Raw genomic sequence first — 14,069 nt, 5'->3', positions numbered from 1 at the left:
GAGAGAGAATGAAACCAGTCTGGCTATCGCTGATGGCGGCCTTCCTGGCCTTTGCGCCGGCGACCGTCGCCGCCGCGCAGGACAGCGGCAATGCGTCCGTCACCGCCGATGACGACGACGATGATGATGATGACGACGATGACGACGCCCATGGCGGCGCCATGGTGCCGCCGGCCAGCGAACTGGAGATGATGCCGGGCTCGGAAATGATGCCGGCCAGCGCCCTCAACGGCGACCAGATCGGCCTGCCGCCGCTGTCGCTCTCCTCGCAGATCATCACGCCCCTGACGATCGGCTCCAGTGACGATCCCTATGCGGTCAGCGCCAAGGATTTCGTCCTGCGCGCCGGCCAGCCCTATCGCTGGGACATCGTCTCGGATGGCGGCGTCGAGTACAAGTTCCATGCCCCGGCCTTCTTCCGAAGCGTCTGGAACAACCAGATCGTCATTGAGGATCGCGAGATCCACATGAACGGCGCGCCGGCCTGGCTGGAATTCGACGCCAAGGGCCCGATCACCGTGCAGTTCCAGACCATCCGTCCGGGTCGCTACGACTGGTATGTCGAGGGGCTGGACGAGAAGGAAGGCATGAAGGGCACGATCACGGTCGTTCCCTGATCCGCACCTTTGTGAACGATCACGGGCAGCCCGCCCCGCCGGTCCGGCGGGCGGGTTGCCGGTGTTTTAGCGGGTGTTTTCTCCGAGCCCTCGCGGTAAGATCGGGCGGGCGCACAGATTGCAACGGATGACGATGGTTTCAGCCACCAAGCCGCATGAGCCAGGGGTCGCTGCCCTTTCCGTCGCCCATGTCAGCCATGCCTATGGGGCCCGCAAGGCGCTCGACGACGTGTCCTTCACGGTGCCGCAGGGTTCCTTCACCGCGCTGCTCGGCCCCAATGGCGCCGGCAAGTCGACGCTGTTCTCGCTGGTGACGCGCCTGTTCAACGTGCGCGAGGGCCGGATCGACATTCTCGGCTGGCCGCTCGACCGTCATCCCGGCGAGGCGCTGCGCCGGCTGGGCGTGGTATTCCAGGCCCGCACCCTCGATCTGGAACTGTCGATCGGCCAGAACCTGACCTATCACGCCGCGCTGCACGGCATGTCCCGCGTCGCAGCCCGGCAGCGCATCGCGGAAATCCTGCAGGGCTCGGAGTTGATCGACCGGCTGGGCGACAAGGCCCGCAGCCTGTCCGGCGGCCAGCTGCGCCGCGTCGAGATCGTGCGCGCCTTCATGCACCGGCCCCGCCTGATCCTGCTCGACGAGCCGACGGTCGGGCTCGACATCCGCTCGCGCGCCGAGATCGTCGCGGAGGTCCGCCGGCTCGTCGCCGACGAGGGCGTCAGCGTCCTGTGGGCGACGCACCTGATCGACGAGATCGACGAAAGCGACCGGGTTGTCGTTTTGCATCACGGCAAGGTGCTGGCCGAAGGCCGGGTGCCGGACGTCGTGGCGGCGGAAAGCGCCGGCTCGATCCGCGACGCCTTCTCGCGGCTCACGGGGCTGGCGACGCCGAAGGTGGAACCGGAGACGATGCCATGAGCGCCACGCCCGACATGGCCGGCCGCGAGCCGGCCCGCGGCTTTCCGCTCGCGGCCTATGCGATCTGCCTGCGCGGCATCGTCGGGCGCGAGGCGCTGCGCTTCCTGCACCAGCGCGAGCGCTTCGTCTCGGCCCTGGTGCGACCGCTCCTGTGGCTGTTCATCTTTGCCGCCGGCTTCCGGCAGGTGCTCGGCGTGTCGATCACCGCGCCCTACCAGACCTACATTCTCTACGAGGTCTACATCACGCCGGGGCTGGTCGGCATGATCCTCCTGTTCAACGGCATGCAATCGTCGCTCTCGATGGTCTACGACCGGGAGACCGGGACGATGAAGACGCTCTTGGTCTCGCCGCTGCCGCGCTGGTTCCTGCTGGTCGCCAAGCTCGGCGCCGGCGTCGCCGTGGGCATCCTGCAGGTCTACGTCTTCTTCGCCATCGCCTGGTTCTGGGAGGTGCAGCCGCACTGGTCGGGTTATCTCTATGTGCTGCCGGCGCTGATCATCAGCGGCCTGATGCTCGGCTCGCTGGGCATGCTGCTGTCGTCGCTGGTGCAGCAGCTGGAGAATTTCGCCGGGGTGATGAACTTCGTGATCTTCCCGATGTATTTCGCCTCCTCGGCGCTCTACCCGCTGTGGCGGGTGCAGGAATCGAGCCCGCTCCTCTACCAGATCTGCCTGTTCAACCCGTTCACCCACGCCGTCGAGCTGGTGCGCTTCGCGCTGTACGGCCAGCTCAACGCCCCGGCGCTGGCGATCGTCGTCGGCTGCACGATCGTCTTCCTCGGCGGCGCGATCATCTCCTACGACCCACAGCGCGGGCTGATCAGCCGCAAGCGCCAGCAATAGGCGGTGTGCGGCGGCGGCCGATGCCGGGCCGCCATCGCGCGCCGCGATACAGGGAGGATTCTCATGTTCGTCCGTCTCACCGCCCGCCGCTCGGTAGTTGCCGCCGTGTCGCTGCTGGCACTGGCGACTGTCATTGGCGCCGGCAGCGCAGTAGCGCAGGACGGCGCGTCGCCGCGCGCCGTGCCGGAGGGCTTCGTCGTGCCGGGCCCCGCCCCCACCAATGCCCCGCCGGCCGATGTAGCGTCGCCAGAGGGAAGCGCTGCGGAGACGGACGGGGAGCCGGCTGCCGGTGATGGCGCGCCGGCCGATCCGATGAGCTTTGCGCGCGGCGGCGAAAAGGGCACCACCGACTGGCCCTGCGTCCAGCGGCGGGTGGAATCGATCACCCCGGCGCAGATCTGGGCGGGACCCGATCTCGCCTTGGCCGACACGGTCGAGCGGACAGCCGAGATGCGGGCGCTGATCGACCGGGTGGTGGCACGGCGCCTGCCGCTGGAGGAGGCCGAAGCGCTGGTCCGGGCGCATGTCGCCGACCTGCCGGAGGCCGAGCGCGAGGCCGCCGCCACGGCGCTGTTCGTCGACATGCTGGCGCGGCTGAACAACGAGCGCAGCGAGGTGATGGGCGGCATCGAGCGCTACGGCGCCAAGCAGAAGGCGCTGGCGGCCAAGCTGCGGGCGCAGTCGGCCGACTTCGCCGAGGTGCAGCGCGACCCCGCATCCAGCAACAACGACATCGAGAACGCCCGGCAGGCGCTGCTGTGGGACACGCGCATCTTCAACGAGCGCCGGGAGTCGCTGACCTATGTCTGCGAGGTGCCGATCCTGATCGAACAGCGGGCCTTCGGGCTGGCGCGGGCCATCGCCGGCGCGCTGTAGGACTGCACTTCCCGACGAGGGTCGCGGCCGTCAGGCCGCGACCATGTCCGATTCCGGGGTCTTGGCGCCTGTCATCAGCGCCACGGCATCGTTCATCGAGGCGGTCTTCGGGTCGATGACGCAGAGCCGCTTGCCGAGGCGGTGGACATGGATCCGGTCGGCGACCTCGAAGACATGCGGCATGTTGTGCGAGATCAGGACGATCGGCATGCCGCGCGAACGCACGTCCTGGATCAGCTCCAGCACCTTGCGCGATTCCTTGACGCCGAGGGCCGCCGTCGGCTCGTCGAGGATCAGCACCTTGGAGCCGAAGGCCGCGGCGCGCGCCACTGCGACGCCCTGGCGCTGGCCGCCCGACAGGGTCTCGACCGCCTGGCCGATGTTCTGGATGGTCATCAGGCCGAGTTCGGAGAGCTTGTCGCGGGCGATCCGCTCCATGGCGGTGCGGTCGAGCATCCGCAGATATTTGCCCATGAAACCCGGTTTGCGGATTTCCCGGCCGAGGAACATGTTGTCGGCGATCGACAGCGCCGGCGACAGTGCGAGGTTCTGGTACACCGTCTCGATGCCAGCATCGCGCGCTTGCATGGGCGAGGTGAAGCGCACCGGCTCGCCGTTCAGGCGGATCTCGCCCTCGTCGATGCTGACGGCGCCGGAGATCGCCTTGATCAGCGAGGACTTGCCGGCGCCATTGTCGCCGATCACGGCGAGGATCTCGCCGGGATAGAGATCGAAATCGGCGTGATCGAGGGCGGTGACGCGGCCGTAGTTCTTGACGATGCCGCGTGCCGAGAGGACGGGTGTCTGGGACGTGCTCATGCGGAGACCTTCCTGATCCACTGGTCGATCGCGACCGCGAGAATGATCAGCCAGCCCGTGGCGAAGAGCTGCCACAGGACGTCGACGCCGGCGAGGCGCAGGCCGGAATTGAAGACGCCGACGATCAGGGCGCCGATCATCGGTCCGATGATCGAGCCACGTCCGCCGAAGAGCGAGATGCCGCCGATCACCACGGCGGTGATGGATTCCAGATTGGCCTCGAAGAAGGAGGTCGGGCTGACCGAGCCGACGCGGCCGATCGAGGCCCAGGCCGCCAGGGCGCAGATGAAGCCCGAGACCATGTAGACCGAGATCAGCGTCCGGTCGGTGCGGATGCCCGACAGTTCCGCCGCTTCCTTGTCGTCGCCGATGGCGTAGACATGCCGGCCCCAGGCGGTGCGGTTGAGGACGAACCAGAGCACCACGAAGATCACGACCATCAGAACCACGCCCCAGGTCAGGACCGCGCCGCCGATGTTGAAGCGCTCGCCGAACAGCTTCAGCAGCGGGGCCTCGGCATCCAGCGTCTGGCTGCGGATCGTCTCGCGATTGGAGAAATAATAGTTCAGCGCCAGGAAGACGTTCCAGGTGCCGAGGGTGGTGATGAAGGGCGGCAGCCGCACCTTGGTCACCAGGATGCCGTTCAGAAGGCCGGTCAGCGTGCCGACCACAAAGCCGGAAAGGATCGCGAGCGGCACCGGCAGCCCGGCCTCGACGCTGAGCCGTCCCATGATCACCGAGATCATCACCATCACCGCGGCGACCGACAGGTCGATGCCGGCGGTCAGGATGACGAGGCTCTGGGCGGCGGCGAGAATGCCGACGATCGCCACCTGCTGCATGATCAGCGACAGGTTGAAGGCGGAGAAGAAATTGTTGGAGACCACGCCGAAGACGGCGACCGACAGGAGCAGCACGATCACCGGCACCATGGTCGGCGCGCCGTGAAGGAAATGCTGGGCCGCGTCGAGCGGGCCGCGCGAGCGGCGCTCGAAGGCGGCGACCGTCACGTCGCTGTCCTTCAGGGAGGATTCGAAATCCGCTCCCCGGCTGGTCGGATCACTCATGTCGTCTCACTCCGGTCGGCCCTGCCATGCCCCTGCATCGGGCCGGCTCGGCGAAGGTGGAAGCGGGTTTGCAGGGATGGAAAGGGGCGGCCCGAAGGCCGCCCGTTCGTCCATCATCCCCAGCAGCGATCGAGGCCTTCGGCCACGCTGATCGACTCCACACCGTCCACCGGCGCGTCGGTCACCAGGTTGACGCCGGTGTCGAAGAAGTCGAGCCCTTCGGTCGGCTGCGGCACGGTGCCGTCCTTGGCATACTGGGCGATCGCCTCGATGCCCTTGGCCGCCATGTCCAGCGGATATTGCTGGGAGGTGGCGCCGATGACGCCCTCTTCGACGTTCTTGACGCCAGGGCAGCCGCCGTCGACGGAAACGATCAGGACGTTCTCCTCCATGCCGAAGGACTTCAGCGCCTCATAGGCGCCGGCCGCGGCCGGTTCGTTGATCGTGTAGACGACGTTGATGCCCGAATCCTTCTGGAGCAGGCTTTCCATCGCGGTGCGGCCGCCTTCCTCGTTGCCGGCGGTCACGTCGTGGCCGACGATGCGCGGATCGTCCTCGTCGCCGATCGTCGCCTCGTCCTTCACGTCGACGCCGAAGCCCTTGAGGAAGCCCTGGTCACGCAGGACGTCGACCGACGGCGCGGCCGGCGACAGGTCGAGCAGCGCGATCTTGGCGTCGGCGGCCTTGTCGCCCATCGTCGCCTTGGCCCACTGGCCGATCAGCAGGCCGGCCTTGAAATTGTCGGTGGCGAAGGTCGCGTCGGCCGCGTCGATCGGCTCCAGCGGCGTGTCGAGGGCGATCACCAGAACGCCGTTGTCACGAGCCCGCTTGACCACGTCGGTGATCGCCTTGGTGTCGGAGGCGGCGATCAGGATGCCCTTGGCGCCGGCCGCGATGCAGCTCTCGACCGCCTGGACTTGGGTCTCGTGGTCGCCATCGACCTTGCCGGCATAGCTGGACAGCTCGATGCCGAGTTCCTCGGCCTTGGCCGTGGCGCCTTCCTTCATCTTGACGAAGAACGGGTTGATGTCGGTCTTGGTGATCAGGCAGGCGCTGGTCTTGGCGTCCTGCGCGGCGGCCGGCGTGGCGAGGGCCGCGAGGCCGACAATGGCGGTGGATGCGAGTAGCGTACGGAATGTCACGTTGAGAACCTCCCAGAACCGTCGGCCGATGCCGACATTGCGCGCCGTGAAACGCGGCGGGCCGGCCTCCTCGCTAGCCCCGTCGACCTTACGAAACACCAAGCCGAGAACGCTGTCAACGATAATAAATCACGTTGATTTATTTATTGACGGCGGCATGGATCGATGCAACGCTCCGGCCGTTGCGCGCCATGTCGGAATATGGGTCGCCGTACGGTCGCGTCGACCGGGCGGCGCCATCGAAGCGCACGCAGGGAGGATGCATGGACCCCCAGGCCGACGGCGTTCCCGCCGACTTTCCGCCGATCTCCGGCCGCATGCGGGGATCCAACCAGTCCGGGCTGCGCGCCCATAACGAGCGCACCGTCCTCAGCCTGATCCGTCAGCACGGCGAGCTCGCCAAGGCCGAGATCGCCCGCCGCACCGGCCTTTCGGCGCAGACTGCATCTGTCATCATGCGGGCGCTCGAGGCGGAGGAACTGGTGCTGCGGGACATGCCGCGGCGCGGCCGGGTCGGCCAGCCTTCGATCCCGATGCGGCTCAATCCATCCGGGGCCTTCGCCTTCGGCCTGAAGATCGGCCGCCGCTCGGTCGAACTCGTGCTGATGGATTTCCTCGGCGTGGTGCGGGCGCGCGAACGGCTGACCTATGCCTACCCGGACGTCGACCTCGTCCTCGATTTCGTGCGGGAGGCGCAGCCGCGCGTCGCCAGCGCGATCGACGCCCGGCTGCGCCTGCGGATCGTCGGCCTCGGCGTCGCCATGCCCTACGAAATGTGGTCCTGGGCCGAGGAGATCGGCGCGCCGGCCGAACGCATGGACGCCTGGCGCCGGGTCGACATCGTCGCCGAGCTCGTCGCGATCACCGGCCTGCCGGTCAATCTGGCCAATGACGCGACGGCGGCCTGCGCCGCCGAGAACGTCTTCGGCGCAACGACCTCGCTGGACTATGTCTATTTCTTCGTCGGCGCCTTTGTCGGCGGCGGGATCGTCATGGGCGGCGACCTCGTCACCGGTCGCACCGGCAATGCCGGCGCGCTGGGCTCGATGCCGGTGCCGCGCGCCGCCCGCGAAGGGGTGGCAGGCGTCCGGCTGGACGGCTTCGAGCAGCTGATCAACTTCGCCTCGATCCATGTCTTGGAAAAGATGATCGCGGCCGAGGGCGGCGAGCCGCTGGTCCTGTGGAAGGATGCCGGCGCGTGGGACGAACTCGGCGCCGTCCTCGACCACTGGCTGGGCATCGCCGCGCGCGGCCTCGCCTATGCCATCGTCTCCGCCAGCGCGGTCTATGATTTCGAATGCGCGGTCATCGACGGCGGCTTTCCCGAGAACGTGCGGGCACGGCTGGTCGAGGCGACCCAGAGGGCTATGGTGCGGCTCAGGCGCCAGGGCCTGACCCCCCTCGATATCCGGGCCGGGACGATGGGCGCCAGCGCCCGCGAGATCGGCTCGGCGAGCCTGCCGTTCTTCGCGCGGTTCCTGCTCGACCACCGGGGGCTGTCCGCCGAGGCAGCGTGAGGGCGGCAACACGAGTCACGGGGAAATTGATCGGCCGGACGCGTCGCAACCTTGCCTCAATGCGCCATGATGATAGACACGTCAGCAGGGAATACCCCCTGCCCTCGGAGGAGCGCGAGCCGGTTCGCTCCCGCATCTCTCCTCGTTTTCCCGCCAGCCGCCCGATCCGCGATCGGTCGATGGCGCTCGGTCGGCGAGGGCACCCCAGCTTGGATACTCCTTGACCTCCACCGATACGGTCGGCACCGCAGCCGACGCCAAGACCATCTCCTGGACCAAAGCGCTTGCACGGTACCGCAAGCCGGATACCGCGCGCAGCGTCTGGGAGATCGCCGTCACGGCCATTCCCTTCGTCGCCCTGTGGGCCCTGACCGCCGTCGCGGTCACCCACGGCCACTGGTGGGGGCTGATCCTCACCGTGCCGGCCGCCGGCTTCCTAGTGCGGCTGTTCATGCTGCAGCATGATTGCGGCCATGGCTCGCTGTTCGCCCGCCGCGCGGTCAACGACTGGACCGGCCGGGTCATCGGCGTCGTCACCTTCACGCCCTATGATTACTGGCGCCGCACCCATGCCGTGCACCACGCCACCACCGGCAATCTGGACCAGCGCGGCATCGGCGACGTCGATACGCTGACCGTCGCCGAATACAACGCCCTGTCCAAATGGGGCCGCATCCGCTACCGGCTCTACCGCCACCCGGCGGTGATGTTCGGCCTCGGGCCCGCATGGCTGTTCATCTGCCAGTACCGCCTGCCGGTCGGCCTGATGCGCGCCGGCGTGCAGCCCTGGACCTCGACGCTGGCCACCAATCTCGGCATCGCCATTCCGGCAGCGCTGCTGATCTGGGCGATGGGCCTCGTGCCCTTCCTGGCGGTGCAGCTGCCGATCACCCTGATGGCCGCGACGGCCGGCGTCTGGCTGTTCTACGTGCAGCACCAGTTCGAGGAGACCCACTGGTCGGAGAGCGACGAGTGGAAGTTCCAGCACGCCGCCCTGCACGGCTCGTCGCATTACGACCTGCCGCCGGTGCTGCGCTGGTTCACCGGCAATATCGGCATCCATCACGTGCATCACCTGTCGAGCACGGTGCCGTTCTACCGGCTGCCGGAGGTGCTGCGCGAATTTCCCGAGCTGCACGGGCTCGGCCGCATCACCATTCGCCAGAGCTTCAACTGCGTGAAGCTGGTCCTGTGGGACGAGAGCGCCCGCCGGCTGGTGTCGTTCCGCGACGCCGCCAAGTCGCTCGGCGCACGGCTCGAACCGGCCCCCGCCACCGCGGCCTGAAACGCATAGATGGCAGCGGCGCGTTCGAGGGACGCGCCGCTGCCCGACTTTCTTTCTGCCTGCTGCCTTTTGCCCGGCCGCGCCTAGGCGCCGCCCTGCCAGGCCTTTACCGCGTCCAGCGGCCACAGCAGCATCAGGACATTGAGGGTGAGATTGTCGCGGATCATCCAGCCGACGAAGATCTCAAGCCCGACGGCGATCGTCACGGTCAGCCAGATCGGCAGCCGGCTCGCCAGCCAGAACCCCAGCACCATGAAGCCGATATCGGCCACCGAGTTCAGGACGCTGTCGCCGTAATAGTCGAGGGCGATCGTCGCCTCGCGGTAGCGCTGGATCACCGCATCGGTGTTCTCGGCGATCTCCCAGGCGCATTCGACCACAAGGGCGAGGACCAGCCGCGTGCCGAAGCTGGCCCGCCGCAGGACCAGCCAGGCGGCGAAGAAGAACAGGAAGCCGTGGATCAGGTGCGACGGCGAGTACCAGTCCGACAGATGCTGGGAATTTTCCGAACTGACCACCACGCCGTGCCACAGCTTGATCGTGCCGCATTCGCAGATCGGCGTGCGGCCCATGGCCAGCAGGATCGCCGCCGTGGCGACGACGATCGCCAGCGCGGCCAGTCCCTCGATCCGGCCGATCCTGTTCAGTCTCTCGGTCATCGACGCCCCTCACGCAAAAAGGCCGGCGCTGGCGCCGGCCCTCTTCCCATAGCGCGGCGCGCGGGAGCCGCCTACTGCATCTCGGTGATGCGGCCCTCGGTGAAGGGCGCGTAGGCGGCGTTGTCGCGGGCGAGATACTCGACCACCACCTCTTCCAGCGCCGGGCCGAAATCATAGGCCTCGGTGCCCTTCTCGGCGAAGACGCCATAGCCATCGCCGCCGCCGCGCATGAAATTGTTGGAGACGACGAGATAGGTCTTCTCCGGATCGAGCGGCACGTAGCCGTCGCCCTCGCGGATCTCGACCGAGCGGATGCGGTCCTCGCCCGGCGTGCCGGCCCGCGACCAGCTGTATCTGAGACCCGCCACCTGCGGGAAGCGGCCGCCGCCCTCCTCGACCTCGGAGACGCCGTTCTCGAGCGCCGCCTTGATGTCGGCGCCGGTCAGCTTGAAGGTCGACAGGGTGTTCTGGAAGGGCAGCACCGTCAGCACGTCGCCCATGGTGATCTCGCCGGCGTCGATCGAGGCGCGCAGGCCGCCGCCATTGACGATGGCGACCGCCGTGCCCTGATCGGCGACACGGGCCAGCATGGCGTCGGCGACGAGATTGCCCATTTCGCATTCCTGCGCCCGGCAGGTGTCGCGCGACCCGTCGATAGGGTCCTCGGTGCGGCCGACGACCTTCTCGCGGATTTCCTGCAGGGGCTTGGCCAGTTCCTCGATGCGCGTCTTGAGGTCGCTGTCCTCAGCGATCTCGCCATCCATGATCACCGGATTGCCGACCGCGGCGGTGACCACGCCGGAATCGTCGAAGGTCACGGTCAGTTCGCCGAGATACTTGCCATAGGCGTAGGCCTGGACGATCGGCACGTCGACGCCGTCCGGGTTCGGGATCATGGTCGGATAGGGACCGGCGGCCTTCTCGTCGGTGTTGGACAAGAGCGTGTTGGTATGGCCGCCGACGATGACGTCGATGCCGCTGACGGCCGCGGCAATGCGCTGGTCGACGGCGTAGCCGGAATGGCTGAGGAGTACGATCTTCGTCACGCCCTCGCCGGTCAGCCGGTCGACCTCAGCACGGACCGCTTCGATGGGATCGGAAAAGCGCACATTGGGGCCCGCGCTCGACAATTCGCCGGTGTCGGCCGGCGTCACGCCGATCAGGCCGATCGTCTCGCCGTCCTTCTCGATCACCGCCGAGGGCTTCAGCGTGTCGGCCAGTTCCGGCTCGGCCGAGATGTCGGCATTGGCGAGCAGGATCGGGAACTCGACCTCCTCCATAAAGGCCCGTAGCACCTTCGGGCCATCGTCGAATTCGTGGTTGCCGACGGTCATCGCGTCATAGCCGAGCGCGTTCATCATCTCGGCCGCGGCCTTGCCCTTGTAGCGGGTGTAGAACAGCGTGCCCTGGAACTGGTCGCCGCCGTCGACGAGCAGCGTGTTGGGATGGGCTTCGCGCGCCGCCCGGATGCCCGACAGGAGCCGCGCCGATCCGCCGAAGCACTTGGCTTCCGCCAGTTCGTCGGCCGAACAGGTGGAATCGTACTTGTTGATCGGCTCGATCCGGCTGTGCATGTCGTTGGTATGCAGGATCGTCAGCGTGTAGTCGGCGAGCGCCGGGCCCGCCATTGCCGCCGTCAGCGCGATTGCCGCGACCCCTGTCAGTAGCCTCATGTCACATCTCTTTCGCTGGGGGATGCCAGGATCCCGAAGTAGCCGGGCGGGTCGCCGGGCGCGCCGCGCATCCGCGATGATAGGCAGAGGAGAGGCGGTTTGAACAGGGTCGCGGACAAGCTCCGCAGCCGCTTCCCCGACCTCTGGGGCACGGACCTCGCCACAATTGATTGACTGATCAATCAACATCATTATCTTTACGGCATGACCCAGTTGAAAACGTCCCGCCTCGGCCGTGGCGGAATCGAGACCGAGCGCCGCCAGGCGCTGATCGGTGCCGTGATCGGCGCCGTCGAGCAGGCCGGCTCGATCGAAGTGACCATGGCCGACATCGCGGCGCGGGCCGGCGTCTCGCCCGCCCTCGCCCATCATTATTTCGGCGCCAAGGACGATCTGCTGATCGCCGCCATGCGCCAGCTGCTGCGCGAGTTCCGCGCCGAGGTCACCCGGCGGCTGATCGCGTCGCGCACGCCGCGCGAGCGCGTCTCGGCGGTGATCGAGGCGGCCTTCGACGAAAGCCAGTTCCGCCGCGAGGCGATCAGCGCCTGGCTGGTCTTCTACGTCTATGCCCGACGCTCCTCGGAAGCGGCGCGCCTGCTGCGCGTCTATTTCCGGCGGCTGGAGACCAATCTCATCTCGGGCCTGGAGCCGCTGGTCGGCCCGGTCGCCGCGGTCTCCGTCGCCGCTGCCGCCGGCGCCATGATCGACGGCGTCTGGCTGCGCCAGGCCCTGACCCCCCTCACCGCGCCCGATCGCGCCGCTGCCGTGCGGATGATCGAGCGGGTCATCGATGCGGAGATTGCCCCATGAAGACCCTCGACGAAGCCGACTACGTCGTCGTCGGCTCCGGCTCGGCCGGTTCGGCGCTGGCCTACCGCCTGTCGGAATCCGGGCGCTACGACGTCGTCGTGGTCGAGGCCGGCGGCACCGATGCGGGCCCCTTCATCCAGATGCCGGGCGCGCTGTCCTTCCCGATGAACATGGCGCGCTACGACTGGGGCTACCGGGCCGAGCCGGAAGAGACGCTGGCCGGCCGCCGGCTGGCGACGCCCCGCGGCCGCGTGATCGGCGGCTCGTCCTCGATCAACGGCATGGTCTATGTGCGCGGCCACGCCAAGGATTTCGACCATTGGGCCGAGAGCGGCGCGGCGGGCTGGGGCTACGGCGACGTCCTGCCCTATTTCAAGCGGATGGAATGCTTCGAGGGCGGCGGCACCGAGCCCCGCGCCGACGGGCTGCCGGCCGGCGATCCGGCCTGGCGCGGCATGTCCGGCCCGCTCAACGTCCAGCGCGGCGCCATGGAGAACCCGCTCTACGGCGCCTTCATCGAGGCCGGCAGGCAGGCAGGCTATCCGCTGACCGACGATTACAACGGCGAAAAGCCGGAGGGCTTCGGCCCGATGCAGCAGACGATCTGGCGGGGCCGGCGCTGGTCGGCCGCCAATGCCTATCTGCGCCCCGCCATGGCCCGCGGCAATTGCCGTCTGGTGCATGGCAATGTGGCGCGCATCGCCTTCGAGGGCACCCGCGCCGTCGGCGTCGAGATCGGCCGGCGGGGCCGGCGCACCGGCATCGTGCGGGCCCGGCGCGAGGTGGTGCTGGCCGCCGGCGCCATCAATTCGCCGACCATCCTCATGCATTCGGGCATCGGCGATCCGGCCGAATTGTCGCGCGTCGGCATCCGCACCCGGGTGGCGCGGCCCGGCGTCGGGGAGAACCTGCAGGACCATCTGGAGGTCTATATCCAGCAATCCTGTACCCAGCCGATCACCCTCAACGGCTATCTGCATCTCTTCGCCAAGGGCCGCGTCGGGCTGGAATGGATGCTGATGCACACCGGTTACGGCGCCACCAACCATTTCGAGGCGGCGGGCTTCATCCGTTCGGCACCGGGGATCGAATATCCCGACATCCAGTATCATTTCCTGCCCGGTGCGATCCGCTATGACGGCCAGGCCGCGGCCCCCGGCCACGGCTTCCAGGCCCATGTCGGGCCGATGCGCTCCAAGTCGCGCGGCCGGATCCGGCTGAAGAGCGACGATCCGGGCGCCGCGCCCTCGATCCGCTTCAACTACATGACGCATCCGGACGACTTTCCCGAGTTCCGCCAGGCGATCCGGCTGACCCGCGAGCTCTTCGCCCAGGCCGCCTTCGACGATTTTCGCGGGCCGGAAATCCAGCCGGGCGCGGCGGTGCAGAGCGATGCCGAACTCGACGCCTTCATCGCCGAACATGCCGAGAGCGCCTATCATCCCTGCGGCACCTGCCGCCTTGGCTCGCCGGACGATCCGGACGCGGTGGTCGACCCGGCCTGCCGGGTGATCGGCACCGAGAACCTGCGGCTGGCCGATTCCTCGATCTTCCCGCGCATCCCCTACGGCAATCTCAACGGCCCCTCGATCATGGTCGGCGAGAAGGCCGCGGACCACATTCTGGGCGACGGCATGCTGGCCCCCGAGCCCGACAAGCAGCCCTGGATCGATCCCCACTGGCGCGAACGCCAGCGGTAGGAAGGGCAGCCGGCGGGCGATGTTCGTGCGGGGCGTGCCGGCAAGGCCGTGACCTCCAACAAGGTCGTCGTCGAGGGCGGGGTGCGCGTGTTTGACGTGGTGCGGGTGGCAGCGTCGAGCTGCTGCCAACCTCGCCG

Annotated in this window: 13 protein-coding genes; 8 read left to right on the top strand and 5 right to left on the bottom strand. The window is 67.9% G+C overall.

Annotated features, from left to right (window positions below):
• The first annotated feature begins 8 nt into the window (after positions 1–8).
• The 4 genes from N7I30_RS17420 (at position 9) to N7I30_RS17405 (ending at position 3,260) form a co-directional block, all read left to right on the top strand.
• Positions 9–617: a cupredoxin domain-containing protein gene (locus N7I30_RS17420; RefSeq protein WP_498640489.1), complete on the top strand. Its 609-nt coding sequence runs from the start codon at positions 9–11 to the stop codon at positions 615–617.
• Positions 618–750: 133 nt separating this feature from the next.
• Complete coding sequence (locus tag N7I30_RS17415; protein WP_498640614.1) at positions 751–1,539, top strand: ABC transporter ATP-binding protein; 789 nt, start codon at positions 751–753, stop codon at positions 1,537–1,539.
• Positions 1,536–2,384 carry an ABC transporter permease gene (locus N7I30_RS17410; protein ID WP_024350945.1) on the top strand — a complete coding sequence of 283 codons (849 nt, stop codon included), beginning with the start codon at positions 1,536–1,538 and terminating at the stop codon, positions 2,382–2,384. Before N7I30_RS17415 ends, N7I30_RS17410 begins: the two co-directional genes overlap by 4 nt.
• Before the next feature lie 63 nt (positions 2,385–2,447).
• Positions 2,448–3,260, top strand: a complete 813-nt coding sequence (locus N7I30_RS17405) for a hypothetical protein (RefSeq protein ID WP_498640487.1) — start codon at positions 2,448–2,450, stop codon at positions 3,258–3,260.
• Positions 3,261–3,290: 30 nt separating this feature from the next.
• On the opposite strand, the gene N7I30_RS17400 is transcribed toward N7I30_RS17405, so the two are convergent.
• The 3 genes from N7I30_RS17400 to N7I30_RS17390 all read right to left on the bottom strand — a co-directional run bounded on the left by N7I30_RS17400 (position 3,291) and on the right by N7I30_RS17390 (position 6,288).
• Entirely contained in the window at positions 3,291–4,079 is a 789-nt protein-coding gene (locus N7I30_RS17400; RefSeq protein ID WP_498640485.1) for an ATP-binding cassette domain-containing protein, read from the bottom strand.
• Positions 4,076–5,146 (bottom strand): ABC transporter permease, encoded by a 1,071-nt coding sequence (locus tag N7I30_RS17395; RefSeq protein WP_009211325.1) that lies wholly within the window; start codon positions 5,144–5,146, stop codon positions 4,076–4,078. The genes N7I30_RS17400 and N7I30_RS17395 overlap by 4 nt, the downstream gene beginning before the upstream one ends.
• Positions 5,147–5,259: 113 nt before the next feature.
• Complete coding sequence (locus N7I30_RS17390; protein ID WP_228241322.1) at positions 5,260–6,288, bottom strand: sugar ABC transporter substrate-binding protein; 1,029 nt, start codon at positions 6,286–6,288, stop codon at positions 5,260–5,262.
• Between the two features lie 263 nt (positions 6,289–6,551).
• Here N7I30_RS17390 and N7I30_RS17385 point away from each other — a divergent pair, with 263 nt between their 5' ends.
• Together N7I30_RS17385 and N7I30_RS17380 are read left to right on the top strand one after the other, a co-directional pair.
• The gene (locus N7I30_RS17385) at positions 6,552–7,805 is read left to right on the top strand and encodes an ROK family transcriptional regulator (RefSeq protein WP_498640482.1); all 1,254 of its coding nucleotides are present in this window, start codon (positions 6,552–6,554) and stop codon (positions 7,803–7,805) included.
• Positions 7,806–8,025: 220 nt separating this feature from the next.
• Positions 8,026–9,090 carry a fatty acid desaturase gene (locus N7I30_RS17380; protein WP_498640480.1) on the top strand — a complete coding sequence of 355 codons (1,065 nt, stop codon included), beginning with the start codon at positions 8,026–8,028 and terminating at the stop codon, positions 9,088–9,090.
• 83 nt (positions 9,091–9,173) lie between these two features.
• Here N7I30_RS17380 and N7I30_RS17375 read toward each other — a convergent pair whose 3' ends face one another.
• Both N7I30_RS17375 and N7I30_RS17370 read right to left on the bottom strand, forming a co-directional pair.
• Positions 9,174–9,749: a DUF2585 domain-containing protein gene (locus tag N7I30_RS17375; protein ID WP_498640478.1), complete on the bottom strand. Its 576-nt coding sequence runs from the start codon at positions 9,747–9,749 to the stop codon at positions 9,174–9,176.
• Between the two features lie 71 nt (positions 9,750–9,820).
• A complete protein-coding gene (locus N7I30_RS17370) occupies positions 9,821–11,422 on the bottom strand; it encodes a bifunctional metallophosphatase/5'-nucleotidase (protein WP_498640476.1) in 1,602 nt (533 codons plus the stop codon).
• A 213-nt stretch (positions 11,423–11,635) separates the two neighbouring features.
• On the opposite strand from N7I30_RS17370, the gene betI reads away from it, so the two are divergent.
• The gene (gene betI / locus N7I30_RS17365; protein WP_277022347.1) at positions 11,636–12,232 is read left to right on the top strand and encodes a choline-binding transcriptional repressor BetI; all 597 of its coding nucleotides are present in this window, start codon (positions 11,636–11,638) and stop codon (positions 12,230–12,232) included.
• Positions 12,229–13,932 (top strand): choline dehydrogenase, encoded by a 1,704-nt coding sequence (betA, locus tag N7I30_RS17360; protein ID WP_498640473.1) that lies wholly within the window; start codon positions 12,229–12,231, stop codon positions 13,930–13,932. Before betI ends, betA begins: the two co-directional genes overlap by 4 nt.
• Positions 13,933–14,069 lie beyond the last annotated feature (137 nt).

Source organism: Aurantimonas litoralis, assembly GCF_026153195.1.
GTDB lineage: Bacteria > Pseudomonadota > Alphaproteobacteria > Rhizobiales > Rhizobiaceae > Aurantimonas > Aurantimonas coralicida.
The sequence above is the reverse complement of the archived record's forward strand: the minus strand, read 5'-3'. Positions and strand labels throughout refer to the sequence as shown.